15 protein-coding genes, 1 pseudogene and 1 riboswitch are annotated in these 26,369 nt (G+C 51.3%); of the genes and pseudogenes, 11 read left to right on the top strand and 5 right to left on the bottom strand.

Annotation, left to right across the window (positions count from 1 at the left end; translation table 11 throughout):
• Positions 1 to 2: 2 nt before the first annotated feature.
• Complete coding sequence (gene gap / locus FH871_RS12825) at positions 3 to 992, bottom strand: type I glyceraldehyde-3-phosphate dehydrogenase (protein WP_138991822.1); 990 nt, start codon at positions 990 to 992, stop codon at positions 3 to 5.
• A 1,115-nt stretch (positions 993 to 2,107) separates the two neighbouring features.
• On the opposite strand from gap, the gene FH871_RS12820 reads away from it, so the two are divergent.
• The 5 genes from FH871_RS12820 (at position 2,108) to FH871_RS12800 (ending at position 7,673) form a co-directional block, all read left to right on the top strand.
• Entirely contained in the window at positions 2,108 to 2,926 is an 819-nt protein-coding gene (locus FH871_RS12820; protein ID WP_138991821.1) for a 2,3,4,5-tetrahydropyridine-2,6-dicarboxylate N-succinyltransferase, read from the top strand.
• A gap of 191 nt (positions 2,927 to 3,117) precedes the next feature.
• On the top strand, positions 3,118 to 3,522 hold the full coding sequence (locus FH871_RS12815) for a helix-turn-helix transcriptional regulator (RefSeq protein ID WP_138991820.1): 405 nt from the start codon (positions 3,118 to 3,120) through the stop codon (positions 3,520 to 3,522).
• Between the two features lie 25 nt (positions 3,523 to 3,547).
• Positions 3,548 to 3,751, top strand: a riboswitch (cobalamin riboswitch).
• 92 nt (positions 3,752 to 3,843) lie between these two features.
• Positions 3,844 to 5,766 carry a TonB-dependent siderophore receptor gene (locus tag FH871_RS12810; RefSeq protein WP_138991819.1) on the top strand — a complete coding sequence of 641 codons (1,923 nt, stop codon included), beginning with the start codon at positions 3,844 to 3,846 and terminating at the stop codon, positions 5,764 to 5,766.
• On the top strand, positions 5,763 to 6,878 hold the full coding sequence (locus FH871_RS12805; protein ID WP_138991818.1) for a YncE family protein: 1,116 nt from the start codon (positions 5,763 to 5,765) through the stop codon (positions 6,876 to 6,878). Before FH871_RS12810 ends, FH871_RS12805 begins: the two co-directional genes overlap by 4 nt.
• Positions 6,879 to 6,968: 90 nt before the next feature.
• Positions 6,969 to 7,673 carry a diphthine--ammonia ligase gene (locus FH871_RS12800; RefSeq protein WP_138991817.1) on the top strand — a complete coding sequence of 235 codons (705 nt, stop codon included), beginning with the start codon at positions 6,969 to 6,971 and terminating at the stop codon, positions 7,671 to 7,673.
• A 216-nt stretch (positions 7,674 to 7,889) separates the two neighbouring features.
• Here the strand turns inward: FH871_RS12800 and FH871_RS12795 are convergent, their stop codons facing one another.
• From FH871_RS12795 to gyrA, 3 genes are all read right to left on the bottom strand, one after another.
• Positions 7,890 to 8,120: a hypothetical protein gene (locus FH871_RS12795; RefSeq protein ID WP_138991816.1), complete on the bottom strand. Its 231-nt coding sequence runs from the start codon at positions 8,118 to 8,120 to the stop codon at positions 7,890 to 7,892.
• Between the two features lie 91 nt (positions 8,121 to 8,211).
• Complete coding sequence (locus FH871_RS12790) at positions 8,212 to 9,651, bottom strand: tetratricopeptide repeat protein (RefSeq protein ID WP_138991815.1); 1,440 nt, start codon at positions 9,649 to 9,651, stop codon at positions 8,212 to 8,214.
• A gap of 71 nt (positions 9,652 to 9,722) precedes the next feature.
• Positions 9,723 to 12,272 (bottom strand): DNA gyrase subunit A, encoded by a 2,550-nt coding sequence (gene gyrA / locus FH871_RS12785; RefSeq protein WP_138991814.1) that lies wholly within the window; start codon positions 12,270 to 12,272, stop codon positions 9,723 to 9,725.
• 486 nt (positions 12,273 to 12,758) lie between these two features.
• On the opposite strand from gyrA, the gene FH871_RS12780 reads away from it, so the two are divergent.
• The 6 genes and pseudogenes from FH871_RS12780 (at position 12,759) to FH871_RS12755 (ending at position 24,723) form a co-directional block, all read left to right on the top strand.
• Positions 12,759 to 13,178 (top strand): response regulator, encoded by a 420-nt coding sequence (locus FH871_RS12780; RefSeq protein ID WP_138991813.1) that lies wholly within the window; start codon positions 12,759 to 12,761, stop codon positions 13,176 to 13,178.
• Between the two features lie 227 nt (positions 13,179 to 13,405).
• On the top strand, positions 13,406 to 15,808 hold the full coding sequence (locus FH871_RS12775; RefSeq protein ID WP_138991812.1) for an ATP-binding protein: 2,403 nt from the start codon (positions 13,406 to 13,408) through the stop codon (positions 15,806 to 15,808).
• A gap of 106 nt (positions 15,809 to 15,914) precedes the next feature.
• On the top strand, positions 15,915 to 17,468 hold the full coding sequence (locus FH871_RS12770; RefSeq protein ID WP_138991811.1) for a CHAT domain-containing protein: 1,554 nt from the start codon (positions 15,915 to 15,917) through the stop codon (positions 17,466 to 17,468).
• A 60-nt stretch (positions 17,469 to 17,528) separates the two neighbouring features.
• Positions 17,529 to 18,206: pseudogene (locus FH871_RS34165) on the top strand (AAA family ATPase); the annotation flags it as partial.
• A gap of 344 nt (positions 18,207 to 18,550) precedes the next feature.
• Positions 18,551 to 22,357: a DUF2278 family protein gene (locus tag FH871_RS12760; protein WP_138991810.1), complete on the top strand. Its 3,807-nt coding sequence runs from the start codon at positions 18,551 to 18,553 to the stop codon at positions 22,355 to 22,357.
• Positions 22,358 to 22,431: 74 nt separating this feature from the next.
• Entirely contained in the window at positions 22,432 to 24,723 is a 2,292-nt protein-coding gene (locus FH871_RS12755) for a GH92 family glycosyl hydrolase (RefSeq protein ID WP_138991809.1), read from the top strand.
• Positions 24,724 to 24,732: 9 nt separating this feature from the next.
• Here the strand turns inward: FH871_RS12755 and FH871_RS12750 are convergent, their stop codons facing one another.
• Positions 24,733 to 26,352, bottom strand: a complete 1,620-nt coding sequence (locus tag FH871_RS12750; RefSeq protein ID WP_138991808.1) for a Na+/H+ antiporter — start codon at positions 26,350 to 26,352, stop codon at positions 24,733 to 24,735.
• Positions 26,353 to 26,369: the final 17 nt, after the last annotated feature.

Genomic DNA, 26,369 nt, shown 5'->3' with positions numbered 1-26,369 from the left:
TATTACAATTTAGCAATCAAGTCAGCAATCCGGCTTGAGTAGCCAAATTCGTTATCGTACCAGCCGACGATTTTCACGAGCGTTCCGTTGGCGGAAGTCAGTTTTGAATCGAAAATACACGAGCTTGGGTTTCCAACGATATCGGTTGAAACGATTTCATCTTCGCAATATTCCAGAATTCCTTTCAGCGGACCTTCGGCTGCGGCTTTCATGGCTGCGTTGATTTCCTCTTTTGTAGCTTCGCGTTTCAAAATGGCGGTCAAATCCGTTACTGAACCGTCGGGGATGGGTACCCGGAGTGCATATCCGTCCAGTTTTCCTTTCAATTGGGGCAATACCAGACCAACGGCTTTGGCAGCACCCGTCGAGGTCGGAACGATCGACAAAGCGGCTGCCCGGGCCCGGCGCAGGTCGGAGTGGGGAGCATCCTGAAGATTCTGATCGGCGGTATACGCGTGAATCGTTGTCATATAGCCTTTTTCAATGCCAAAAACGTCGTCCAGAACCTTGGCCATAGGAGCCAGGCAGTTCGTCGTACAGGAAGCATTGGAAAGGATGGTTTCAGTGCCTGTCAGGGTATCTTCATTGACACCCAGAACGACGGTTGGAATATTTCCTTTGGCAGGAGCGGAGATGACCACTTTTTTGGCACCAGCGGTCAAATGTTGGCCGGCACCGGCTTCATCGACAAAACGACCGGTTGATTCCAGAACAACGTCAACGCCCAATGTACCCCAGGGCAGTGCTTTGGGATCACGTTCGGCATACGCATGAATTTTTACGCCATTAATGGTCAGGCTTTCGTTATCAGAGGTAACGGTGCCTTGAAATTTACCGTGAATGGAATCGTATTTTAGTAAATGCGCCAGGGTTGCATTATCAGTTAAGTCATTGATCGCAACAATTTCAACATTTTCTTTTTCGAGGAGTCTTCTGAAAGACAGGCGGCCGATGCGGCCGAACCCATTGATGGCGACTTTGATTTTGCCCATTGTATGTTTTAATTAGTTAGCAAGAACGGTACAAAGATAGTATTACAAATTGAAACGTAAAGGTAAGTTTAAAAGGGGGCGTCAATAAAATCGCTGGAGGATTGGCAAATGTAAGAAGGTAAAACGATTTCTTTAGTAAAATAGATACCTATACAATTTAGTAATAATAAATAAATAACTAATGATCGTAGTGTATTCCACTCATATATTTAGTAATTCACTAACATTTCATTCGTATTTTACTAATTTAAATAGTATATCTACTTTGTTTTTACTAACGTATTAATCGTAAGGTTTATCTTTATTGATCTGGGCCTAGTATATCAATCAAACAATATTCCTGCTAAAATGAACATCGAATATTCAGTGAAATAATTTATAACCTGCTTAAAAATGGTTATTTTTATAATCTGTTTCTACCAGGCTATCATCCATTCAGTGGCTTAAAATAGGAGCGGCCCTATTCCTTTTACTCGATTTTAGCTTACTTGAATACCCTAAATAACGATACGTCTCCGAATCCTGACCGCTCCCAAACAGCGGACTTTTGCACCAGCCTTCCCATGGGTAGACCGATTCCTTACGGTTTATTAAAAGCTCACGGCCAGCATCAGACACATTCAATCCTGAAAATACAATCGTGTGAACCCAGTGTGATCGAACCATCAACTAATCAGATCATCCACTTTAGCCTACCTGTCCGTGAAGTAATTTCAGCCAGTTGCAATAATTATTTACTGCGATTAGACACAGTCTTCACCAGCGTATTTTTGAAGCAATATGGCCAACAATCAATTCACTGTGGTCTTTACATTATTCCTTCAGGGAACCGCCAACAAGCCATTTTAAAAGAGTACTTGTATAATATAATTGTATTATATTTATTCAGTAACATACCGATTCGGGCTGTTACATATTCAATGATTGTTACTTCTGACACCCATATCTTATTAGTCAAAAACACGATCGCTATCAGTAATTACCCCACCATGAAACAAACACATAATAGTAAAAAACCAATAAAAACAATTTTAGAAACTATAATGTAAGAGCGCTAAAAATCAAGTGATTATGTTAATCAAAATGAATAATTCCTATAAACAAATTTTTGAATTATGGAGTACACAAAAGTAATTGAAGATTGCTGGTCTGACCGATCTTTGCTGACCGATTCAGTAACCCTGGAAACCATCAAAAAGGTGATAGCCGAACTCGACGGCGGTCGTTTGCGCGTAGCCGAACCGGGTGGCGAAGGAGGGAAGTGGATCGTAAACGAATGGATCAAAAAAGCGATCTTACTGTATTTTGTTTCCCAAACGATGAAGACTGAAGAAGTCGGCATTTTTGAATTTCATGATAAAATTCCGCTGAAGACCGACTACAAAAGTCGCGGTGTCCGGGTCGTTCCACCAGCCGTTGCCCGCTATGGATCCTATATTGCTCCAGGAGCGATTCTGATGCCGTCGTATGTCAATGTCGGCGCCTACGTCGATGAGCGAACCATGGTCGATACCTGGGCTACGGTGGGCAGTTGTGCACAAATCGGAAAGGACGTTCACCTGAGTGGGGGAGTAGGCATCGGAGGGGTGCTGGAACCGCCCCAGGCGTCACCCGTTATAGTGGAAGATGGCGCCTTCATCGGCTCCCGGTGCATCGTTGTAGAAGGCGCACACATTGGCAAAAGAGCCGTTCTCGGAGCCGGTGTCACCATCACCGGCAGCTCCAAAATTATCGACGTCACCGGCTCGTCACCGGTCGAACACCGGGGCTATGTGCCCGACAATTCCGTCGTCATTCCGGGTACCACTGCTAAAGAATTTGCAGCCGGTGTATATCAGGTCCCCTGTGCGCTCATCATCGGTCTGCGCAAGGAATCAACCGATTTGAAAACGTCCCTCAACGACGCGCTGCGTACGAACAATGTAACGGTTTAAACCGTGGTACATATGTAATCGAACGACCTTCTTCTTTCTTAATTTACAAAAGCCAATTTTACATTCGTAACGTTGGCTTTTTCATTTGTAAACAATTAACATTTGTATAATTTACATTGATAACAATTGTTGATTTACATTTGCCTTGGTTCCTATTGTAAATTATTTACTTTTGTAAAAAACATACTGTTATGAATGTAAATGACAAAATTAAACAGGTACTGAAGGACAAGAACTTAACCCCTTCTTATTTCGCGGATGAAATCGGTGTTCAACGCTCAAGCATCTCACACATCCTCTCGGGACGCAACCGCCCCAGCTTCGACATCATCCAGAAGATCATTCGTCGGTTTCCTGAGTTGGGTTACGATTGGATATTGGAAGAAGATCAACCCGTCACAAATGTAAATCCTCGCCCGGTCGAAATACCAGCCATTCCACGCAAGCCCAGCCCTCAACCCGAAATTGGCGATGATAAACCGCCTTATACTACCCCGCCACAATCGTCTGTAGCGAAAAATAAAGACGAAAAAATCATAGAACGAATTCTGGTTTTCTATACCGACGGCACCTTCCGGGAGTACGCGCCGTCATAAATAATTGGAGAATCCTCCACAACCTGCTACCTTTGTCGCATTAGGTGCCGCCTGCCGGTTTGGGCAGGGTTGGCTTAATAGGGAAGTCGGTGCAAAACCGACGCTGTCCCCGCAACTGTAAACCCGTACGAACTGATTTCCTCTTCTTGCCACTGTCCGGTTTCGTTCGGATGGGAAGGCCGAAATCAGTGGGTGAGCCAGGAGACCTGCCTAAATTAACGATACTCTGTTTCTTTCGGGTGTAAAGGAAACCGGGTTGTTACGGCTTCCAACCCTTTACACAAGGGCATTTGACCGGCCACTTTTTTATCGACATGCGCTATGATGCGGTATAGAGATGGGATTATCCTGTCCTTACTGGTGGGTTCGTTTTCGGTTACGAACGGCCAGACCAACGGTACTGACCAAACGTTACCCGCCGTAACGATTCGGGGAACCACGCCCGAGCGGTTTTCGGCTGGTCAGAAAACCCAACGGATCGACTCCGTGACGCTCGAACAATTCCGGTTTCAAACGCTGACGGACCTCTTGACCTACACCACACCCATTGCGTTTAAGGTATACGGTGCGGGCCAGTTATCGACCGCTTCGTTTCGGGGTACCTCGGCCAATCACACCGCCGTGCTCTGGAATGGAATCAACATCAACCAGCCAACGCTCGGACTCAGTGATTTCTCGACGCTGCCCGTCACCGGCTTCGATCAGCTCGCGGTTCAGTATGGTTCCTCCGCCAGTTGCGTGGGGTCGGATGCCGTGGGGGGCAGCATTCTGCTCATGAACAATCCGAAGTGGCAACAACCCGGTTTTCAGGCCTCCGTCGGGCAGCAGCTCGGAAGTTTCCGAAATTACGGAACGCAGCTTGGGATTCGGTTTGTGAGCGCTGCCGGGAAACGCTGGCAGATCGCCGGGAAATCGTTCTTCTACACCACCAACGCCAACAACAATTTCCCGTATCGCGAACGGGGCAATTACTTCGTAGAGCATTCGATTACCCAACAGAAAGGATTCATTCAGGATCTGTATTTCCGAAATCAGAAAAATCAGCAGCTTTCGGTGAACCTCTGGCTGACGGACAACGATCTGACCGTTACGCCCTACGATACCACCGTTCGGGAACGAACGCGCTCGCAATCGTACCGGTTTTTAACAACCTATGAAACGAATAAACTCACGCTGCGACTGGGCTGGATTCGCGATGTCATCGATTACGCACGCGGGAACTTCAATACGCCCAGCCATTCCGAAACCGATCGACTAATCAGTCGAATTGAGAAAGAATTTACGCATTCCTATCAATCAGCAGAAGTTTCTCTGCGACTAGGGGGCGAGTGGTCGTATTACCGCACGCAGGTAGACGGCTACGGTGATCAACCGATTCAGGAAAACCGGGCCGATCTGTATGCGCTGCTCCGGATGCAGTGGCCCCGGTGGCTGGTTTCGGCCAATCTCCGGCAGGCTTTCGTCACCCGGTTTGATCCGCCGATTACGCCTTCATTGGGTGTAGAGTATTCGTTACTAAAAACAGGCAAAAACACGCTCACGGCCAAAGCATCCGCCGGACGCAGTTACCGGGTTCCCACTTTGAACGAACGGTATTGGAAAGTACTGGGCAATCCGGACATTCGGCCCGAAAACGGTTTTAATCTGGAAGCGGGTTTAGAAAGCCGATGGATTCCCACTGGACACCTGACCGTGACCACCGAAGCCACGGCGTTCCGAAACCGCATCGACGACTGGTCGTACTGGAATCCGGAGTCCGGCTACCGGGTCGAAAATCTGCAACTGGTCGTGGCCCGTGGACTGGAGTGGTCGGGAACGCTGAATTATACGACAGCCAACTGGCAATCGGGCTTGACCTTGGCGTATGCCCTCACACGGTCGAGCCAGGAGCGGGTCTATAACGTCTATGCCCAGGACATCATCGGCAAACAACTGGTGTACGTTCCCAAACACAGCGGCCGCTTTTCGGCCTTTGTGGCAAAAGGTAAAAACCGCCTGACCATCCAGAATCAGGTCAATTCCCGCCAGTACATCACCTTCGACAACATTCAGTTTCTACGCGGCTACCTGCTAACGAACGTGTTGCTCGAAACCCAGATCAAACTCGGCCCCGTAGCAACCCGGATTCAGGGACAGATCAACAATGTGTTTGATACCGTCTACCTCAACGTCAAGCGGAATGCCATGCCGGGTCGCAACTTTACCATTCAATTAATCTGTAATCTGAATACCCCAAAACAATGAGAAAAGTAACTTCCGCTCCGTCGGTCCGATTGAAACTGGCACTTGGCCTGCTGGTTGCCCTGAACTGGTCCTGCAACAATGACAATGACGATCCGCAAGCCCTGCCGTACGGTTCCGGGGTGCTGGTTGTCAACCAGGGCAATTTCACCGACAACAATGGGACAATCTCGTATTTTCCACCGACGGGTTCAACAGCTTCTTACGATATTTTTAACCAGGTCAACCAGCGTTCCCTGACCGGGAGTGTGCAGGCCTACGAAGAAGCCGATGGCAAAGGACTCATTCTGGTCGACAACACCACGGCGGGTCAGGACAAAGTTGAAATTGTGGATGCCAATACGTTCAAGTCACTCGCGACGCTAAAATCCCCGGAGATCGAAAATCCGCGCTCAGCGGTTCGGGTGAGTGCCAACAAAGTATACGTGAGTTGCTGGGATCTTTCCGGTGATTTTTCAAACGGAACGTTCTATAAAGATCCGGGTTACATTGCGGTCGTGGATTTAACGACCCATACCGTAACCAAAAAAATACCGGCGGTGAAAGGAGTGGAGACCCTTCTGCTGGTGGGTAGCGAGGTATTTGCCGGTTCGACCGGTGGTTCTACCAAACTTACGGTTATCGACATTACCACCGATCAGCTTAAAACTGGTATCGAAATTGGCGCGAATCCCAATCCGGTCGCCGTCGACGGCAATGGCAAACTCTGGGTGTATAGTGGCGGTGAAATGATTCGGGTCAACCCGCAGAGCAAGGCAATTGAAAACCGCCTGAAAATTGGAACCGACAAAACCCGCTCGCTTTCAAAATTCCGCTTGAGTGCAGACAAGCAATACTTTTACTTCGTGAGCAGTTTCTACGATGCGGCTGACAACTACAAAGAGAAAGGTGAGACCTATCGTTTTTCGGTCAACGACACCAGCGTTCCGGCTACCACACCCTTCATCAAACGGTTATTCAGCGGCCTGGCAGTCGAACCACAATCCGGCATTATTTACGGCGGGTATACGCCGTCTTACAAACAGGCGGGTTATGTTTTCCGCTACCAGACCAGCGGAACCCTGATCGATTCCGTGAAAGCGGAAATTGCACCATCCGGTTTTTACTTTAAATAGAGATGAGAGGTGAGACAAGAGAATAAAGACCAATAGCCTCCAGGGTTGTCTTTATTCTCTTGTCTCATCTCTATTTTCTTTTCTCTCACCATGAAAAAAGCAATCATCAGTTGGAGCGGGGGCAAGGATTCGGCTCTCGCTCTCTTTTTTTGCCAGCAATCCGGGCAATATGATTTGGCTGGATTGCTCACCCATATCAACGAGCAATTCGGACGGGTCAGCATGCACGGCGTCCGTTCCGAACTGATCGAATCGCAGGCAAACGCTCTTGATCTGCCTTTGCATACGATTCAATTTCCCGGCGACGTATCGATGGAATGCTACAATACGCTGGTTAAACAAAAATTGATTGAACTGAAAGAACGAGGCATTACGCACGTGATTTACGGTGACATTTTTCTGGAAGACCTGCGGCAATACCGGGAACAACAACTCAATGAAGTGGGTTTGCAGGCCGTGTTTCCGTTGTGGAATCAAAACACGACCGTGTTGCTGGCGAAATTTGTCCAGGCCGGTTTTAAAGCCGTGCTGGTTTGTGTGAACGAAACTCAGTTGTCGGAAAGCTGGGCCGGTCGTAACCTAGATGCTACCGTTTTAAAAGATTTGCCGCCGTCGGTCGATCCGTGCGGAGAAAACGGCGAGTACCATTCCTTTGTCTACGACGGACCAATTTTCAAGGCACCGATCCGATTTCAAAAAGGCGAAGTAGTCCGGCGCTCGTATGCCGCTTCGGCAGAACCCGATCAATGGGACACCCAATTCATCTTTCAGGATATTCTCCCTGATACCCGCTGATTTTCTCTGATCAATTCAGTGCAATAGTACTTCGTTAATCGGGGTTAATCAGAGAAAATCAGCGGTTTTGTTCCACGTGAATCCATAAATCATTGATCTATACGACCTTCTATAACCCATTATCTTCCAGACCATTACGTAGGTATTTACAAGCTGATTCTCCTGTAAAATAGCTGTTGTATAATTTATATTATGTTAACTAGCATTTTCAATTCTCTACGTATTCTGTTCCACCTCCTCCGTTTCTTGCTTCTCCTCATCCGGTAATCGCTTCAACCGTTTCTCAAGATGCGTGTACCAAAACGCCAATGCACTGTTGAGTAAAATACCGATGGCTACGGATGTTAGCCGACCGCGTAAACTTGCCGTCATAACCGCCATAAAAGCCAGCCAGCCCCAAACACCAATCATGGCCACGGTGATGAGTACCTTTGTAATCTTTACCATACTACCTCATTAAAAAGCTCCGACCTCGCTTTCACAAGATCGGAGCTTTTCGGGGAAATTAAAAGGCAGCCGTTGCGAGCTGCCTTTTTTATTATTTGCTTTCGACGCAGGGAATTTTCTTCTCTTCAAACTGCTTCAGAATATTCTGAAGGTTCGTCAGGTTGTCGTTCAAATCCTGGTCGGTATCCTTTACGGATTTCGCTTTTTCGAAATATGGCAGTGCCTGCTTGAATTTTCCGCAAACCTGGCCTTCGATTTCCTTGCCCTTGGTCTGGTAGTCTTTCATGTCCATCATCTCCAGTTGCTTCCGGATCTGAACGGCTTCGTTAAAGTAAGCAGCCCCGAGGTTGAAGTTGGCATCGAAGTTGTTCGGATCAGCCGCCAGTGCTTTGGTATAATACTCTTTGGAAGCAATCCGGTTTTCCTCAACCTGCTTGGTCAGCTCTGCTATTTTCTGTTCCTGATTGCCAGCGGCTGCGCTCGCCTGAGCCTGCTCTGCTACTTCTTTTTCCAGACCGGTGATTTTGGTTTTTGAATCCGCAATCATTTGATTCACCCGGGCAATCTGGTTTTTCACATCGGCATTCTTCGGCTCTTTCTTCGCCCGGGCCGTCAAACGGGTAAGCTCATTCTGGGATTCTTTCAGAACCACTTTTTCTTCGCTCAACTGCTTGGTGGCGTTCGGACCTTTCTTGGCACTTCCGACCAACTTCGATAATTCTTCCGAGCCCTTGTTGTTTTTGTCGCCGTAGAGACTGGCCAGCATCAACAGGTGATTCACGTTGTTCGGATCTTTCTCGAGTTGCTTTTTCATATCCGCAATCGCATCGTCGACTTTGCCCGACGTAACCAGGATGCTGGTTTTCTGGGTAGCCAGGTCTTTGCTGTTCGGCAAGGTGGCAATTCCCTTATCGATGGTGGCCAGGGCTTTCTCGATTTCCTTGTCCTGATAATACAGACTCACCAGCGTGGTGTAGACCGACTGATCTTTTCCACCGTTCTCGATATAACGCTCAAAATGCGCTTTGGCATCACTCGGTTTCTCGGTGTTCTGCGTAAAGATACCGGCATACAAAGCCGCCGTGGTGTCTTTCGGATTGATCTCCCCTGCTCTGGACATCAGTGCAGCGGCATCTTTGAAGTTCTTCGCCTGGTACTTGTAAATACCGGAGTTCATAAACGCCTGGAACAGCGTCTGCCCTTTCATGGCTTCCTCTGCTTCTTTGGCCATTTTACCCGGACCGCCAGTCTTTTTATCTTTATCGAGTTCGACTACTTTCTTATAGGCATCGTAGGCAACCGTTGCCGCGTTCGAGTCCAGTTTAATAGCCTGCGTAGCAATGTTCTCGTACGTTTTAGCGCGATCCATCCACGTTTTGGGCTTGACTGAGGCTTTCTCATCCGTGATTGCCTTGTCGCTTTTTTCTTTCTCACTCTGGAAAGCTTTTTCGGTTAGAGCATCGAGCCCTTGAGCATACGATGCTCCTACTGATAAAAATCCCGCCAGTAGGAAGAACGAGAATCGTTTCATATGACTAAATTTTGTGGTTGAACGTTGTTTTTGATTTTATTCTGGAAAGTACTGAATAATTTATGGGAATATCAAGCCATTTGATCAGAGGGCGCTTCCTCCGAACCGTCGACGGGCGCTTCCGGCACGACGCCATTCCCTTCAATTTCAACATCTTCCTCCCGGGCAATGCGGGTCACCGACGCAATTTCGTCACCGTCACGCAGGTTGATCAGCCGCACCCCCTGGGTGTTCCGACCAATTACCCGCACCTCATCGACATGCATCCGGATGGCCGTTCCTGACTTCGTAATGATCATCATATCATCCGAATCGGTTACTTCCAGAATGCCCACCAGATTGCCGACTTTATCCGTAACCTTCAGCGTACCAACGCCCTTTGCTCCCCGGTTTGTCACCCGGTATTCATCGATCGGTGACCGTTTCCCGAATCCTTTTTCCGAAACCACCAGCAGTTGAGCGTCGTCGCGACCGATGCAAACCATGCCAACGGCTTTCACCCCCGGCTCCAGATCGATGCCCCGAACCCCGGCGGCCGTACGGCCCATCGGACGAACCCGGCTTTCGTTGAACCGGACGGCTTTGCCCAGGCTCGACGAAATGACAATATCGTTCTGCCCATTGGTCATACAGACATTCAGCAGGCGGTCTCCCTCCTCTTCATTGATTGTGATGGCAATGATCCCGTTCTGACGCGGACGCGAGTAGGCTTCCAGTAGGGTTTTCTTGATCGTTCCCTGCTCCGTACACATCACCAGGTAATTGTTGTTGATGTAATCGGCGTTTTTCAAATCCTTCACATTGATCACCGCCCGCACCTGGTCGTCGGACTCAATGTTGATGAAGTTGGCCAGCGGCCGACCCTTCGAATCCCGCGCTCCTTCCGGCAGTTCATACACCGGCAACCAGTACAACCGCCCTTTCTGCGTAAAAATCAGCAGCGTGTTGTGCATCGTCGCCATGAACAGATGCTCCGTAAAGTCGTCTTCCTTCGTTTTGGCCGCACGCGAACCGACTCCTCCCCGGCTCTGGGTCCGGTATTCGGTCAACGGCGTCCGTTTAATGTAGCCTTCGTGTGAAATCGTGATCAGCATCTCATCGTCGGCGATCAGCGACAGATCGCTGATGTTGCCGTCGCCCAGAATACTGATTTCGGTCCGGCGGGCATCGCCGTAACGGGCTTTGAGTTCGAGCAGCTCATCGCGAATGATTTGCAGTTTCCGTTCTTCGCTCGCCAGAATGCTCCGCAAATCGGCAATCAGTCGGGCCAGTTCTTCGTATTCCGCCACAATCTTGTCGCGTTCGAGACCAGTCAGGCGTTGCAGACGGAGTTCCAGAATGGCTTTGGCCTGAATTTCCGATAACTTGAACCGATCGATCAAGCCGTTTTTGGCAACCTCCGGATCCCGCGAACTCCGGATGATTTCAATTACCGCATCCAAGTTGTCCAGCGCAATCAGCAAACCTTCCAAAATGTGCGCCCGCTTTTCGGCTTCCCGCAGTTCATACTGTGTCCGGCGCGTGATCACCTCCTGGCGGTGCTCCACGTAATACCGGATCAGGTCTTTCAGATTCAGCAAAGCCGGGCGGCCTTTCACCAGCGCGACGTTGTTGATGTTGAAAGCCGACTGCAGCTGCGTATGCTTATACAGGTTGTTGAGAACAACGTTCGGAACGGCATCCCGCTTCAGGTCATACACCACGCGCAATCCATCGCGGTCCGACTCATCCCGGAAGGCCGAAATCCCTTCAATCTTTTTATCATTGATCAATTCCGCCGTTTTTTCCAGCATCATGGCTTTGTTGACCATGTAGGGAACGTCGGAAACGATGATCTGGGTCTTACCCTTGTTTTCTTCAATGGTGGCGTGGGCCCGCAGCACGACCCGGCCCTGACCGGTTCGGAACGCATTCCGTACACCTTCGATACCGTAGATCGTAGCTCCCGTCGGGAAATCCGGCGCGGTGATGTGTTCCATCAACTCATCGATGGTAATCTCCTGGTTATCGATGTAGGCCACGATCCCGTTCACCACTTCCGTCAGGTTGTGGGGAGCCATGTTGGTGGCCATCCCGACGGCAATGCCCGACGAGCCGTTCAGCAGGAGGTTTGGCAGTTTGGCCGGCATCACGGTCGGCTCTTCCAGCGAGTCATCGAAGTTCGACTGAAAGTCGACCGTCTCCTTATAAATATCGGTGAGCAATTCCTCCGCAATCCGCTTCAGCCGCGCTTCGGTATACCGCATGGCGGCTGGAAAATCACCGTCAATGGAACCAAAGTTCCCCTGACCGTCAACGAGTGGATACCGCAACGACCAGTCCTGGGCCATCCGCACCATCGTACCATAGACGGATGAATCGCCGTGCGGGTGATATTTACCCAAAACCTCCCCAACGATCCGGGCCGATTTTTTGTGAGGTTTGTTATAATTTACTCCCAGTTCAGCCATTCCGAAAAGCACCCGGCGGTGTACCGGCTTGAGACCGTCACGGACATCGGGCAAGGCGCGGGAGATAATGACCGACATCGAATAATCGATGTAGGCACCGCGCATTTCGTCTTCAATGTTGATGGGAATAATGTTGGTGGAGTTGTTCTGTTCTTCTGTCTCTTCTGCCATAAGAAGTCAATTCTCTGTCCGATAATACGAACGAAGCGATGGTTAAAAAAGTGGAACCGCCGGTTTGGAAATTGTCAGACGGTTTGAGGCTTGTTCTACGATACGCCTATCATACAAATATGCAAAAAAATCGCCACAAATAAAAGTATTTGCCGCGTGAAGTGCAATTTCTGACCCGCCGGACCGATGCGATTTTTCGCGCCATTCCGATCGAATTCGTTCCGGCCGCTCCAAAAGGCTTTTCCGGTGAAGGGTTCCGGCAGGGGTCGGATACCGGAATGAAGCGAAAACCCGTATCCCGCCCGGCAAACACCATCCGATCGCCGTTTCAACCCGATCGACTCAAATCTTACCAAAACGTATGTTTTATGGCAAAAAAAAGGACATACTGCGATTTCAAAAGTTTGTCGGGGGTTAAAATTGTATTTGACATCTATTATCTATCTTTGACAAAACTACGTACATTCCTATTACGCTCACCGTTCCATGACCCGCAAATACCGCATTATCATTACAGACGACGACGACGATGACCGGCTCCTGTTCAAATCGGTGTTTGATTCCAGTTGGCTGGATTGTGAAGTTGCCTTCGCGGGTGATGGTGTCGAACTGCTCGACCACCTGAATACCACCCTTCAACTGCCGTCACTGATCTTCCTGGACCTGAACATGCCCCGGATGGACGGATTTACGACCCTGGCCGAACTGCGCTCCAATCCAGCTTTCCGCTCCATTCCGGTGATTATTTTTACGACCTCTTCGCTGCCCGAACACATTACCCGCTGCTATCAATTAGGAGCCAATACGTATCTGACCAAACCGCCTGGCTACCAGCAGCTTACAAACCTAATCAGCCAGATTCGGGCGTTCTGGTTCGACACCGCCCGGATTCCGGCCGGCACCTGACCCCAGGCCGTAACCCGTTGTCTTTTCGGCAATTCCGGTCAGGTTACGCCCGGCGAACAGACCCGCCCGCCCCCTGGTTTTGATAGCCCAAACACGATTTCCATCCGCAATTCCGGTTTCAACCATTTTTGGACTAAAATTTGAGGGGTTTTTTGTGCCTGGACAAATCAGGTCTGAAGTCTGGTAACAGGTAAGTACATTCACTCAACGGGAAGTTAGTCCAACACATGAAAAGCCGGTTTTTTTCGGGCAAAACCAATATTCCTATTTTTTATTCCCTCTGCGGTTTTTTGTCTTTTTTGCTACTAGACTGCTCACCCCTCCATGCGCAACCGGCCGACTTCCCTCTTCCGACCGCAAGACAGGGGGTTCTGGATCTTCGGCGGGTAAACCTCGATCAAAAAATCGTTTCGTTGAACGGAACCTGGAAATGGTACTGGCACGCATTGCGAAACCCCGGCGATCCCGAAATTCCGTTTGAATACAGCCCGTTTCCTGAAATCTGGAACTCGCAAACCTGGAAAGGCCAGCCCCTCCCCTCCTACGGCTACGCTACTTACGCCCTAACCGTTGTGCTGCCACCCCAACATCCGCCACTGGCCCTCAAACTCCCCGATGCCTACACCGCATACCGCCTGCTCCTGAATGGCCGGGAACTGGCCCGAAGCGGCACCCCCGGCACAACGAAGGAAACCACAACGCCCTTCTGGTCGACACAGCTAAAAAACATTCCTGAAAAGGCTGATACGCTCCACCTGCTGCTGCAAATTGCCAATTTCCACCATTCCAAAGGAGGCCCCTACAAAGCGATCCTGCTCGGCCGGGCCGACACGCTGACGGTAAAAGCCAACCGGGAACTGGCCCTCAACTTTCTACTGACAGGCTGCCTATTCATGGGCGGACTGTTTTTTTTAGGGCTCTTTCTCTTTGGGCGACACGAAACCTCCATCCTCTATTTCTCCCTGTTTTGCCTGCTCTATAGCTACCGCATCATCGGTACGGATCAGTATGCCCTCCATTCCATCTTTCACCAGGCCGACTGGTCGCTGACACTCCACCTCGAATACCTCACGCTTTTTTTAAGTATTGCGGCTTTTATCCTTTATACCCGATCTCTCTACCCCGCCGACGTTCACGAACGCTTTTTGACGGCACTGGCGTGGGTTTGTCTGGCATTCGCCGGCATTACGGTCCTGTGTCCGCCCACCATTTTTACCCAATTGGTCAAACCGTTCCTCAGCCTGATGCCGATCTACATCGCCTACGCTTTTTACGTCTACTGGGTAGCGGCCCAACGAAAACGACCCGGTGCTGAGTATTCCCTGATGAGTACCGCCGTGCTGCTGGGGGTATTTGTCATCATTATTTTTAAATATTTCCAGATCGCCTTTCCCGAAAATCTGGTGCTGTTCATTGGTTACATCGGTTTTTTCTTTTTGCAATCGCTGGTCCTCTCGTTCCGGTTTGCGTTTACACTCAAACAAGCCAAGGAACAGGCCGAAGATGGCCTGCGGGCCAAAAGCGAATTTCTGAGTACGATGAGTCACGAAATCCGAACGCCCCTGAACGCCGTGATTGGCATGACCCATTTGCTGCTGCAGGACAAACCCCGACCGGATCAGAAGCAACACCTCGACGTGATGCTGTTTTCGGCCAAAAATTTGCTGCACATCGTCAATGACATTCTGGACTTCAACCGGATTGAAGCCGGCAAAACCACCCTGGAAGAAATACCGATGGATCCGGCCACCATCCTGCACAAGATCATTACGAGTTACCAGTCGGCTGCAAACGAAAAATCACTGACCCTTTCGCTGACGATCGATCCCACCTGGAAAGGCAAAGTGATCGGCGATCCCACCCGATTGGCCCAGGTTATTTCGAATCTGGTCCACAACGCCATCAAGTTTACCATTCAGGGACAGGTTCAGGTGAGCCTGTCCGTGGTTGAACAAACGGAGCAGGAGGTGACCCTCACGATGGCCGTCGAAGATACCGGCATCGGCATTGCCCCCGAAAAACAGGAACTCGTCTTCAACCGGTTTACCCAGGCCGATTCGTCGATGTCGCGCAGTTACGGGGGAACGGGGCTGGGCCTGACCATTTGCCGGCGGATTCTGGCGTTGCAAAACGTGGAGCTTCATCTGCAGAGTGAACCGGGGAAAGGATCCCGGTTTTACTTCACGCAGTCTTTCCGGAAAATGACGACCCCGCCGGAAAGCCAGTCCGAGCACCAACCCCTGTCGACCGATAAACCCCTGAAAGACGTCTGCATCCTGCTCGTGGAAGACAATGCGATGAATGTGCTTCTGGCTAAAAGCGTGCTGGAGCGGCTTGGCGCGTCGGTCGATGTGGCCGGCAACGGACAGGAAGCGGTCGATAAACTGGATTCGGCCAAACACCGGCTGGTGTTGATGGATTTGCAAATGCCGGTCATGGACGGCTATGAAGCGACCCGAATCATCCGGGAACGGAACGAAACGCTGCCCATCATTGCCGTTACGGCCAGTCTGGCGCAGGAAGTCGGCAACCGCGCCCAGGTGGCTGGTCTGAATGAAATTCTGGTCAAACCGTATAATCCCACCAGCCTGATGCGGGTCATTCTGCGGCACCTCAACCTGCCGGGTTGACAGACGCTCCCTGCCGTTAAATAATAACCCTGCCCTGGCTGCTCAGGTTTTAAGTATCTTACTTTCCAAAGTCGGTGTCACGCCGTCTATCGGATTTGGAAGGTCTATGAGCAAGCCCGTTATTTTTATCGCCAGCGCCAACCCGTCTACTCTGAACGATCTTCAGTATTTAAACGCGGTTGACGACGAGATCAAATACATTGACGAACTGCTGTATGATCTGGAAATAAACCAGGACATTGTCTATCCGACGCCCTCCACCAAAACTGATGCGGACAGTATTCATCGGGCCCTGGTAAAAATCGGTCAGGAACTAACCATTTTTCATTATTGTGGTCACGCCAGTCAAACCCACTTTGTGTTGTCCGACGGAATTTATAACCAGAACCAGCTCGTTAAATTATTGAGTGGAAAGAAACCGAAATTGATTTTTTTGAACGGCTGCTCCACCTACGGGTACGTCGATACGCTCCTCGCCCACGGCGTTGAAGCCATCATCGCCACGTCGACCGCCGTGCCCGACGGTCAGGCCAGCGAACTGGCTAAAAACTTTTATTATTCGTTTACCCGACCGTACAAAACACTCCAGCAGGCATTTGACGAAGCCGTTTCTAAATCGCCCCTGCTGTCCGAAAAAAAATCTACCTTATTTACGCGGGGCGGTTTCCCGACCGAAAACCCCGAGGTACCCTGTGCCTGGGGGCTGTATTACAGCCAGCCCGAAGTATTGAAATGGACGCTCGTATCCAAACGGGAACCATTTGAAAAAGTCCCCCTGATCGACCGGCAAAAGGCATTTTTGTGTGACCGGGACCAATACCGCAACGGGTTCGATCCCAGCTTCAACCTCAGCCAGGGACTCGACGTGTTGTACCGACCCGTGCAGCATTACCTGATCGTGGGCGCGGATTACCAGTCTCCGCTGGGGCTGGCGCGAAAACTGGTCTACGAGAAAATCACGAAAAACCCCAACCGGATTTATAATTACCCGTTCGATCCCAACGACCGTCGACGCGACCCCGACGACATGCTCGTTAAACTCAACCGGGCCTACGACACGCCCCTCAAAATCCGGCGCGAACTCTATAAAATCGTCAAAGGCCAGGACGACAGCACCAGCCTGTCGGTTGATGAATTTCTGGGCATTCCGGCGATCAAAAACAGTCAGTATACGATTGTTGCTCTCCAGATCAAGGCCGACGATTTGAGCGAAAAAGTACTGGAGTCGATCCGACAGTTCATGACGGAATTCCGCCCACCCGAAACCGGGGCGAATTCGCCGGCCCATCCGTATCTGCTCTTTTTCTGGAACATTATTTTTACCCCGAAACAAAGCTGGTTTTCAGCTTTTATGCCGGGCAATTCCGTCAAAAAAATACTGAAACCGTTCCGAAACTCCGGCCTGGTCGATCCCGACGATCCCGCCCGGAGCCCGCTCATTATACTGAATCAGGATGACGAACTGCTGGCCGTTCCCGATCAGCGAAAATACCTCGAAGAATGGTTCCGGAACTACCTTCGGCACGCGCCGGATGCGGAGAAAGAACGCGTGATTACCAGTATTTTTCAGCCGGATCAACCCGGAAAAATCGATGTCCCGGCACTGGAAGACAAGCTCCTGACGCTGATCGAACGCTTCAATACCCCTCAAACTCCCTGAAAAATGGCCCTGGTCGAAAAATTTGAATTTGACGAGCAAACGGAACTGAATGTTCCGCGGATGAAGAAAAACCCTTCGGATTACATCCTCGACTCAGCCCTCTACAACGCCGTTCGGGTGGCCATTCTGCTCAAGCAACCGTTGCTGCTGACCGGCGAACCGGGAACCGGAAAAACCCGGCTCGCTGAAAAACTAGCCGCCGATCTGCACGCCCGATACCCGAACGAGTACCTGAGTAAACCGCTGGTTTTCAACACCAAAACCGTGTCGACTTCCACGGATTTGTTTTACCTGTACGACGCCCTCGGCCATTTCCACGCGACGCATTTTGACCCGGAAAAACCGAAGGTGGCTGCCAGTGGAGCTGCTGCCGGAACGGTTTTGTCGATTCCCGAAAAACCGCCCGTTCCCGGGGTGGCCCGGCACATCCGGCTTCAGGCGCTTGGGCAGGCCATTGTGCTGAGCAATCCGGTGCTGATCGAGAAATGCCCGTATCTGTCTATGAACGACATTGATTCCTCCAGCCCCCGCAGTTCGGTGGTGCTGATCGACGAAGTGGACAAAGCCCCGCGCGATTTTACGAACGACCTGCTGAATGAACTGGATCGTTTTCGGTTTCAGGTTCGGGAAGATGGCAACGCGGAATACGAAATCGGAACCAAAAACATCTTCGTGATTCTGACCAGCAATTCGGAGAAGAACCTGCCCGATGCGTTTCTGCGCCGGTGCATCTTTTACCACATCGAGTTTCCGAAGGAAGATCAGCTCATGGAAATCGTTCTGAATCAAATTTTTAACAAAGAACTGGATCGAGCCGAAACCGCATCGAAACGGCACGCTGTTGAACAGACGATTGCAGCATACATTGCCTATTTCGTGAAGGTAAAGAATGCCAATCTGAAGAAAAAACCAGCCACCGCCGAGCTCATTAGCTGGATGTATTTCCTGCGCGACGACATTCTCCACCCCCGCCCGCTACAGGAGGTGGATGAACCCAAACGCCTGGCGAGCTACAGCATTCTGGCCAAACACGCCGAAGATTTTGCACTCCTCAAAACCCTCTGACGGTTTTTCCGACGGCCATGACGCCCGTTTCTCCCCATCGACCGCTTCCCCTGGGCGAATTGCTCGAGCAACTTCGGCTGGAAGGCTTTGTGGTGACGCCGGAGGTCTACGACCGCTGTTTCCAAATTACCGACACCTGGTTCCCGGCCGGACTGACCACCGCCGGGCAACTCCGGGAATTAAAGGAATTGCTCGGCCCGGTGGTGGTGCGGTCGGACCTTGAGCAGGAAAAGTTCGGGGCGATCTTCGATCAGGTCGTCCGGTTCTCCGATCAGTCAGCGAGAGAAGCTGAAACCGCCGAAAAATCAGCGGATTCGCGAAAACCGACAAAGCCTAACCGACGGCTCTGGGCTGCGTTTCTGGCCGCCATTACCTTACTTCTCATTGCTCTGGTGGTGTACCACATACCAAAACCGATCACCCCAGGGATAGAACCTCCTCAAACACTACCCGACTCGACACAGCCGCTGGTGGCCGACACCACCAGAAGCGTCAAGCCAAGTCCCGCTGTCAGGCCGTCTTCGTACCCTTCTTTTCCCCTCGTTCAGGCGAAACCGATCCGCTTCACCACTTACACGCGACAGACCGGGTATCTCCTGCTGGCGGTTTTGTTGGTCACGGCCGCTGGAGCCGCGGTGCTCTTTCGGTATTTTTTTCCGAACCGAAAACGCATTCCGGGCGACGGCCCGCCCTACTTTCTGACCTTTCCGGATCAGGAGAAAACGATCAAAGTCGCCGAGTCGATGGACGTCTGGGCGCGGCAGTTGAACCAGCGCGATGAAGGCCAACGGCGCACGATGGACGTTTGGCGCACCATTCGGGCCACGGCCAGTCGGGGCGGTTATCCCTCGATTTATTACCAGCAAATCAAACTCCGTCCCCGGTATCTGGTGCTGATCGATCAGCGCTCAACTTTCCACCAGCAGGCCCGGCTGTATGCCTATCTGGGATCGGTGCTGACCGAAAACGAGGTCGAACTGGAAACCCTTTTTTTCAACAGCGACCCGCGTATCTGCCGGAGCGAAAAATACCCGACGGGAATCGCCCTCAGCGATCTCTACCGGCTTCACCGCCATTCGTACCTGGTGTTGATTACGGAGGGCATCCGGTTGATCGACTACGACCGGGGAACGGTGGCACCCTGGGTTCCAAACGGTTTCGATGGCTGGGAGAAACGCGCGATTCTGACGCCCGTCTATCCCGAAAACTGGACCTCCATCGAAGCCATTCTCGCCCGTTTTTTTATCCTGCTGCCAGCTACCCCCGACGGGCAGTTGCTGCTCCGGACCTATTTTCAGGCGGGGGACTATCCGACGTTTCAGGAACTGCGTCGCCACTTGCAGGTTAACACCCCTTCGGCCGCCGACCGGGGCTTTTTTGGAAAACCGGCCAGCAAACTGACCATCGCCGAAATTGACCGGTTTCTTGAAAATCCGTTCGATACCGAAAAACCGACCGAGGAAGAAATCACCCGGCTGAAACAGTGGGCCTACGCCACCGCCGTTTACCCCACGCCGACCTGGGAAATGACGCTGGCCATTGGCAAAACCATTGAACACCACGCCGGAACCGATGACTTTGTTACCACTACGAATCTCCTGAAAATAACTGCGTTGCCGTGGTTGCAGCAAAGCAGCATCCCGGAACCACTGCGCCAGGAACTGCTCGCCCGCTTCGACGAATTGCCGACGGCCCTGAAAGCGGCCATTCATCAGGACATTCTGCAGTTGCTCGAATCGGTCAGGACCAGTCCGGGTAGCCTGGCCGAAGAAGAGCGGGAACGGCACACCTACGAGGTGATGCTCACCGATGAGAAACACCGAGCGGAAGGCTTGCGAAAACTGGCTCCGTTTCAGAAAGCCGGACTCCTTACCAGCCCGACCATCGATCGCCAGGTGACCGCCCAGGAACGCCGGAAAACCGTGGCCTATGGCCTGACGCTGGCGATCCTGGCGGTTTTCGGACTAGCCGCCGGGTATTTCATATTCCCCGAAACCAGCACCGCACCACCGGCAGGTTTGAAACAGTTTTTCTACACCGCGTCCGATTCGCTTCGGGCCGATAGCGCCGTGATGTATAACAATCTGGCAGTTTTGGTTTCTCAGGATAAGTTTCGCGATCCAGCCATCTTATCCGACTTACGTGATGTATGCGAACTTTTTGGATTAGTTGTAGTTACGCCCACCAATCGCAGTATTCCGATCATGGACTACATTTTAAATCTGGAAAAAGAGATAAATGAACATAGGGGTAGCGTCGCAAAATTTTACAGTTCCGCAGGAATTCGACCTAATTTATATAATCAAAGCGAAATCAGGAATCGAGATAATTTACTTGAAAAACGTGATGAACTAGCGTATCAGCTTAATACTAAATTGTACCGCTTACAGCTTACTTTATTAATACATTCACTCCGTCAACGAAACACATTCGAGGCTACCTATAATTTACACGCTTTGCGGTATGATCGCGCGATAGCCGTCGATTCCTTATCATGGCTCAAGTCCACACCAAATACTTCTCTTTGGCTCAGCCCCTTAGGAGAAGTGAATGAAATTTTATCTCCAGTGTCCTGGTATTCAACCAGCGGTTTTATACCAAAGTATACCCATATAATTCAATACATCAAACTATTAAATCGAGATATCCCGATTGATTCAGTCCGAAAACAAGTGGAAATACTTGAAAAACACGAAGCTAATCTGATTAAAACAGCAACGGATTACGAGAAAATAAAAGACCAGTTTGAACGAGAAATCACTCGGGCCAGAAAGGCTGCTCAATTCAATTGGATCAATTTATATTTGCCAAACACTGGCAAAGAAAATGTCCTTAGGGTACGGCTACCCCGACTGAATCTTTCGGAACAAAAACTAGACTCACTGGCCCGAATTGATGCCTCCCGGATTAACTTGTATTTTAGAAATTATCCAAGTGACATCCCTGAGGCTACACGAACGTCACCTGTTTCAACAATTACGAACCCGCGGAAGAAATCCGTTCCGAAAAAGAAAGCCCCGCCGGTTCGCACCAAAAGTCCATCGAAATCCACACCCTATCCCACGCAAACCAAACCGGCCACCGACGAACGGCCTGCAACCGCATCGCCTGATCCCGAACCGGCCGCCGTCTCGCCCATCGACAACACATCCAATGCCAACGTAAAACAGGAAACCCTGCCGACAGTTGTCCAGCGCGGGATTCCAGGCGACTACGGGGTGCTGGTCGGCGAGGTTCGGGAAACCCGGATGGTAGATAACAACCTGTTCCTGCTCATCGCTGTCAATGGCGACTATTATCAGGTACGCATTGGCAATCAGCCAACTACACCTTACGGTAAGGCGTCCAATACGCCTATTTTAGCGGTGGCGGAGAACGAATGGGTCCGTAAAATTCCGGGCTTCCAGCGGTTTAGATCGGCAAAAGAGGGTTTTTATACACTGGATAAAACCAGTACGTCGGGGGCACTGGACTACCTGCGCACGGGCGACTCCTACAAGGATTTCAAGGTTGACCGAAAGGCTTACCTGGGCGGTCTGGTCAGCGTTTCCAAAAAATCACCCACTAGGATTTACGTCTGGGGCGCCCGCTGGCAACCCACCTCGTCTATAAATCCCTTCAAACTGCCGAACGGATTCTATGAAATCCACTACGTTCACCAGAATCAGGGATTTTATTCGCCGAACGATGTTCTTAACGCGCCCTGGCAGGATGGCGGAATCATTCTCGATTCGGGAAGTTTGAAAGCCATTGCCATCCGGTTTTCGTCCCAGTCGACCACGACGGATGCCAAGGGCGATCCGGTCAACGCGACGGCGAAGTAAAATTCTGCATTCAATCCCGGCCATTCTGCTTTACCTTTGCGCGAATTCACCGAATCCCCGTAATACCAAACCGAATGCGTACCGCTCTTTTCTTCCTCGTAGTTTGCCTGGTTCTGTCCCATTGGGCTCCGGCCCAGCCCGCCAAACCCGTTTCCGACCCGGTCGAATGGGTCAATGTGTTGATGGGAACAGATTCCAAACCGAGCCTGTCCAACGGCAATACGTACCCGGCTATCGCGCTGCCCTGGGGTATGAATTTCTGGATGCCGCAAACCGGCCGAATGGGCGATGGCTGGGCGTATACCTACGCAGCCGACCGAATCCGGGGCTTCAAACAGACCCACCAGCCCTCGCCCTGGATGAACGACTACGGCCAGTTTGCGATCATGCCGGTGACCGGAAAAGTGCGCTTTGACGAGAACGAACGGGCGAGCTGGTATTCGCACAAATCCGAGGTGGCCAAACCGTATTATTACCGGGTGTACCTCGCCGATCACAACGTTACGACCGAAATCGCGCCCACCGAACGGGCCGCCCGGTTTCGGTTTACCTTCCCGCAAACCGACAGTGCTTCCGTGGTGATCGACGCGCTGGACAAAGGCTCGTTCATCAAAATTATTCCCGCCGAGAATAAAATCATCGGTTATACGACCAAAAACAGCGGGGGCGTTCCGGCCAATTTCAAGAATTATTTCGTCCTGATTTTCGACAAACCCTTCACCTTTCGGACGGTTTTTCACGACAAAAAAGCCGACCAGCAGGCCCTCGAATTCCAGGCCGACCACGTCGGAGCCGTCGTGGGTTTCAAAACCCGAAAGGGTGAAACGGTCAACGTGCGCGTCGCGTCGTCGTTCATCAGCCCCGAACAGGCGGAATTGAACCTGAACGAAATCGGGTCAGACCCTTTTGAAATCGTTACGCAGAAAGCCAAAGCTGCCTGGAATAAAGAACTGGGGCGGATTGCGGTGGAAGGTGGTTCGGTCGATCAAACCCGCACGTTTTATTCCTGCCTGTACCGTTCGCTGCTGTTTCCCCGGAAGTTTTACGAAATCGACGCGAACAAAAAAGTGGTGCATTACAGCCCTTACAACGGCCAGGTTTTGCCGGGTTATCTGTTTACGGATACCGGTTTCTGGGACACGTTCCGGTCGATGTTCCCGTTTCTGAACCTGATGTATCCATCGCTCAACGCACAGATGCAGGAAGGGCTGGCGAATGCGTACAAGGAAGGCGGCTGGTTGCCCGAGTGGGCCAGTCCCGGTTTGCGGAATACGATGATCGGATCGAACTCAGCGTCGATTGTGGCCGATGCCTATTTGAAAGGCTTACGCGGGTACGACATCAATGCTCTTTACGAAGCGGTTTTGAAAAACTCCGAAAACGAAGGCCCGTTGGATGCCGTCGGTCGCCGGGGTGTTTCATATTACAATAAACTGGGGTATGTGCCGTATGACGTTAAAATCAACGAAAATGCCGCCCGGACGCTGGAATACGCCTATGCCGACTTCGCGATCTACCAACTGGCGAAAGCCCTGAAACGTCCGCAGGCCGAAATCGACCGGTTTGCCAAACGCAGCCAGCATTACCGCAACCTCTTCGATCCGGCGACGGGCTTGATGCGGGGCAAAAATGAGGACGGCTCGTTTCAGAAACCGTTCAATCCGTTCAAATGGGGTGATGCGTTTACGGAAGGCAATAGCTGGCACTACACCTGGTCGGTTTTCCACGACGTGCAGGGGCTGGTTGGATTAATGGGCGGCCCCCAAAAGTTCGTCGCCAAACTGGATTCGGTGTTTACCCTACCGCCCGTTTACGACGAAAGCTACTACGGCAGCGTGATCCACGAAATCCGGGAAATGCAGATCGCCGACATGGGGCAATATGCCCACGGCAACCAGCCGATTCAGCACATGATTTATCTGTATAATTACGCGGGTGCGCCCTGGAAAACGCAATATTGGGTGCGCGAAGTCATGAACCGACTGTATCTGCCTACGCCCGACGGCTATTGCGGGGACGAAGACAACGGCCAGACCTCGGCCTGGTACGTTTTCTCCGCGCTCGGTTTTTACCCGGTTTGCCCCGCCACGGATCAGTATGTTCTGGGTGCTCCGCTGTTCAAAAAAGCCACCCTGCACCTGGAAAACGGCAAAAAACTGGTCATCAACGCCCCCGCCAACAGCGACCCAAACCGCTACGTCGACGCCGTGAAGCTGAACGGCAAACCGCATCCGGCCAACTGGCTGAGCCATCGGGTGCTGATGCAGGGCGGAACCGTCGATTTTACGATGAAAGCCACGCCGAACCAGCAACGCGGTACGAAACCAGCTGCCTATCCGTTTTCGTTTTCGACCGAAAACCGGTAGTTTTTTCCATTAAACCGGGTCCAGCCTGCGCAACTGGGTTTGCAGACCGAGGCTGCGAATGTCCAGTTCCTGCTCGATCCGGCGGATGGACTCTTCGCTGAAAGTCCCTTGCTTGTGCCATTGAATGATCAGATCCCGCTGGTGGTTGATGACGGCGAGTTCACTCTCGACAAACTCCCGAAAGAAATTTGCAGCCGTCGGGGGTGCCCCTTTTTGCGGTTTTTCGTCCATCCGCAACACCCCGTTCAGGTAGTTGGTCTGTTGCTCAAACCGGGTTTTCAATTCACTCAGCACCTCGTCGTGCAGGTTCATGGACAGTTCGCCTTCGATGTAGGTGATCGAACTGGTGGTGATGGCCAGGCGGATTTTCTTTTCTTCCTGCACGGCCTTTCCCGGCGGTTCCTGCACGTTGAGCCAGCGGATAAAAAACGGCAATGTTAGCCCCTGAAGCACCAGCGTAACAAAAATGACCATGAACGAGATGAACAGAATCTCATTCCGCATCGGAAAAGCTTTTCCATTGCTCAGGGTCAACGGCAAGGCCAGCGCCGTGGCCAGCGACACCACCCCGCGCATACCCGCCCAGGAGGTGATGAACAACTCGTTCGGTCTGAACAGGATACGCTTTTTCTTCCCCCGGTCCAGCAAAGAATTGATGTACGCCAGCGGAAAAATCCAGATAATCCGGGTGACGATGGCCACAAAACTAATCAGCAGACCAAAGCCAATCAGCCGTCCCACGGAATGGTCTTCAATGTTTTTCAGGATCACCAGCATCTGTGACCCGATCAGGATAAACACAAAACCGTTCAGCAGAAAAATCAGAATATTCCAAAAACCGTTGATCTGCATCCGGGTTTGAAACGAATAGATTTCGTAGGAATTCCAGGCCAGATACAGGCCCGTCGAGACCACCGCCAACACCCCCGAAACCCCCAGGTGCTCGGCCAGCAAATACGCCACAAACGGCAAAAGCAAGGTAATGGTCGTGGCCACCGTCGGGTTTTCCAGCTTGTTGTGAATATGCCGAAAGAGGTAACCGATGGCAAGACCGATGGCGACGCCCCCAGCGGCAACCACCAGAAATTGCAAACCAGCCTGCCAGAAAATGAAACTCCCGCTGGTGACTGCTGCCACAGCATACCGGTAGGCAATCAGCGCCGACGCATCGTTCACCAGACTTTCGCCTTCCAGAATGGTAATCAGCCGGTTGGGAAGTCCCAGCCCCCGGGTTGCACTCGTAGCAGCCACCGCATCCGGCGGGGAGGTGATGGCCCCCAGCACAAACGCCAGTGGCCAGCTAAAACCGGGAATGCAATAGTGGGCGACCACGGCGACGGTCACGGTGGTGAAAAAAACCAGCCAGACCGCCAGCAAGCCAATGGGACGCCGGTAGGCCTTGAATTCGTGCCAGGAGATGTTGCCGGCGGCTTCGTATAACAACGGCGGCAGAAAAATCAGAAAAACCACCTCCGATTCCAGGTGAATATCCGGCACAATGGGCAGAAAGCCCAGCACCAGACCGGCAATCACCAGCAGGATGGGATACGGAATTTTCAGTTTTTGGGTAACGGATGCGAGGGCGGCCAGAATGGCCATTAACACTAAAACGATTTCAAGATTGGTCATCGAGACGGTTTCTGTTA

The organism is Larkinella sp. C7 (assembly GCF_006149005.1).
Lineage (GTDB): Bacteria > Bacteroidota > Bacteroidia > Cytophagales > Spirosomataceae > Larkinella.
The sequence above is the reverse complement of the archived record's forward strand: the minus strand, read 5'-3'. Positions and strand labels throughout refer to the sequence as shown.

Excerpts from the sequence above, each read along its gene's own strand:
- gap (WP_138991822.1), bottom strand. The coding sequence starts at position 992 with ATGGGCAAAATCAAAGTCGCCATCAATGGGTTCGGCCGCATCGGCCGC.
- FH871_RS12820 (WP_138991821.1), top strand. The coding sequence starts at position 2,108 with ATGGAGTACACAAAAGTAATTGAAGATTGCTGGTCTGACCGATCTTTG.
- FH871_RS12815 (WP_138991820.1), top strand. The coding sequence starts at position 3,118 with ATGAATGTAAATGACAAAATTAAACAGGTACTGAAGGACAAGAACTTA.
- FH871_RS12810 (WP_138991819.1), top strand. The coding sequence starts at position 3,844 with ATGATGCGGTATAGAGATGGGATTATCCTGTCCTTACTGGTGGGTTCG.
- FH871_RS12805 (WP_138991818.1), top strand. The coding sequence starts at position 5,763 with ATGAGAAAAGTAACTTCCGCTCCGTCGGTCCGATTGAAACTGGCACTT.
- FH871_RS12800 (WP_138991817.1), top strand. The coding sequence starts at position 6,969 with ATGAAAAAAGCAATCATCAGTTGGAGCGGGGGCAAGGATTCGGCTCTC.
- FH871_RS12795 (WP_138991816.1), bottom strand. The coding sequence starts at position 8,120 with ATGGTAAAGATTACAAAGGTACTCATCACCGTGGCCATGATTGGTGTT.
- FH871_RS12790 (WP_138991815.1), bottom strand. The coding sequence starts at position 9,651 with ATGAAACGATTCTCGTTCTTCCTACTGGCGGGATTTTTATCAGTAGGA.
- gyrA (WP_138991814.1), bottom strand. The coding sequence starts at position 12,272 with ATGGCAGAAGAGACAGAAGAACAGAACAACTCCACCAACATTATTCCC.
- FH871_RS12780 (WP_138991813.1), top strand. The coding sequence starts at position 12,759 with ATGACCCGCAAATACCGCATTATCATTACAGACGACGACGACGATGAC.
- FH871_RS12775 (WP_138991812.1), top strand. The coding sequence starts at position 13,406 with ATGAAAAGCCGGTTTTTTTCGGGCAAAACCAATATTCCTATTTTTTAT.
- FH871_RS12770 (WP_138991811.1), top strand. The coding sequence starts at position 15,915 with ATGAGCAAGCCCGTTATTTTTATCGCCAGCGCCAACCCGTCTACTCTG.
- FH871_RS12760 (WP_138991810.1), top strand. The coding sequence starts at position 18,551 with ATGACGCCCGTTTCTCCCCATCGACCGCTTCCCCTGGGCGAATTGCTC.
- FH871_RS12755 (WP_138991809.1), top strand. The coding sequence starts at position 22,432 with ATGCGTACCGCTCTTTTCTTCCTCGTAGTTTGCCTGGTTCTGTCCCAT.
- FH871_RS12750 (WP_138991808.1), bottom strand. The coding sequence starts at position 26,352 with ATGACCAATCTTGAAATCGTTTTAGTGTTAATGGCCATTCTGGCCGCC.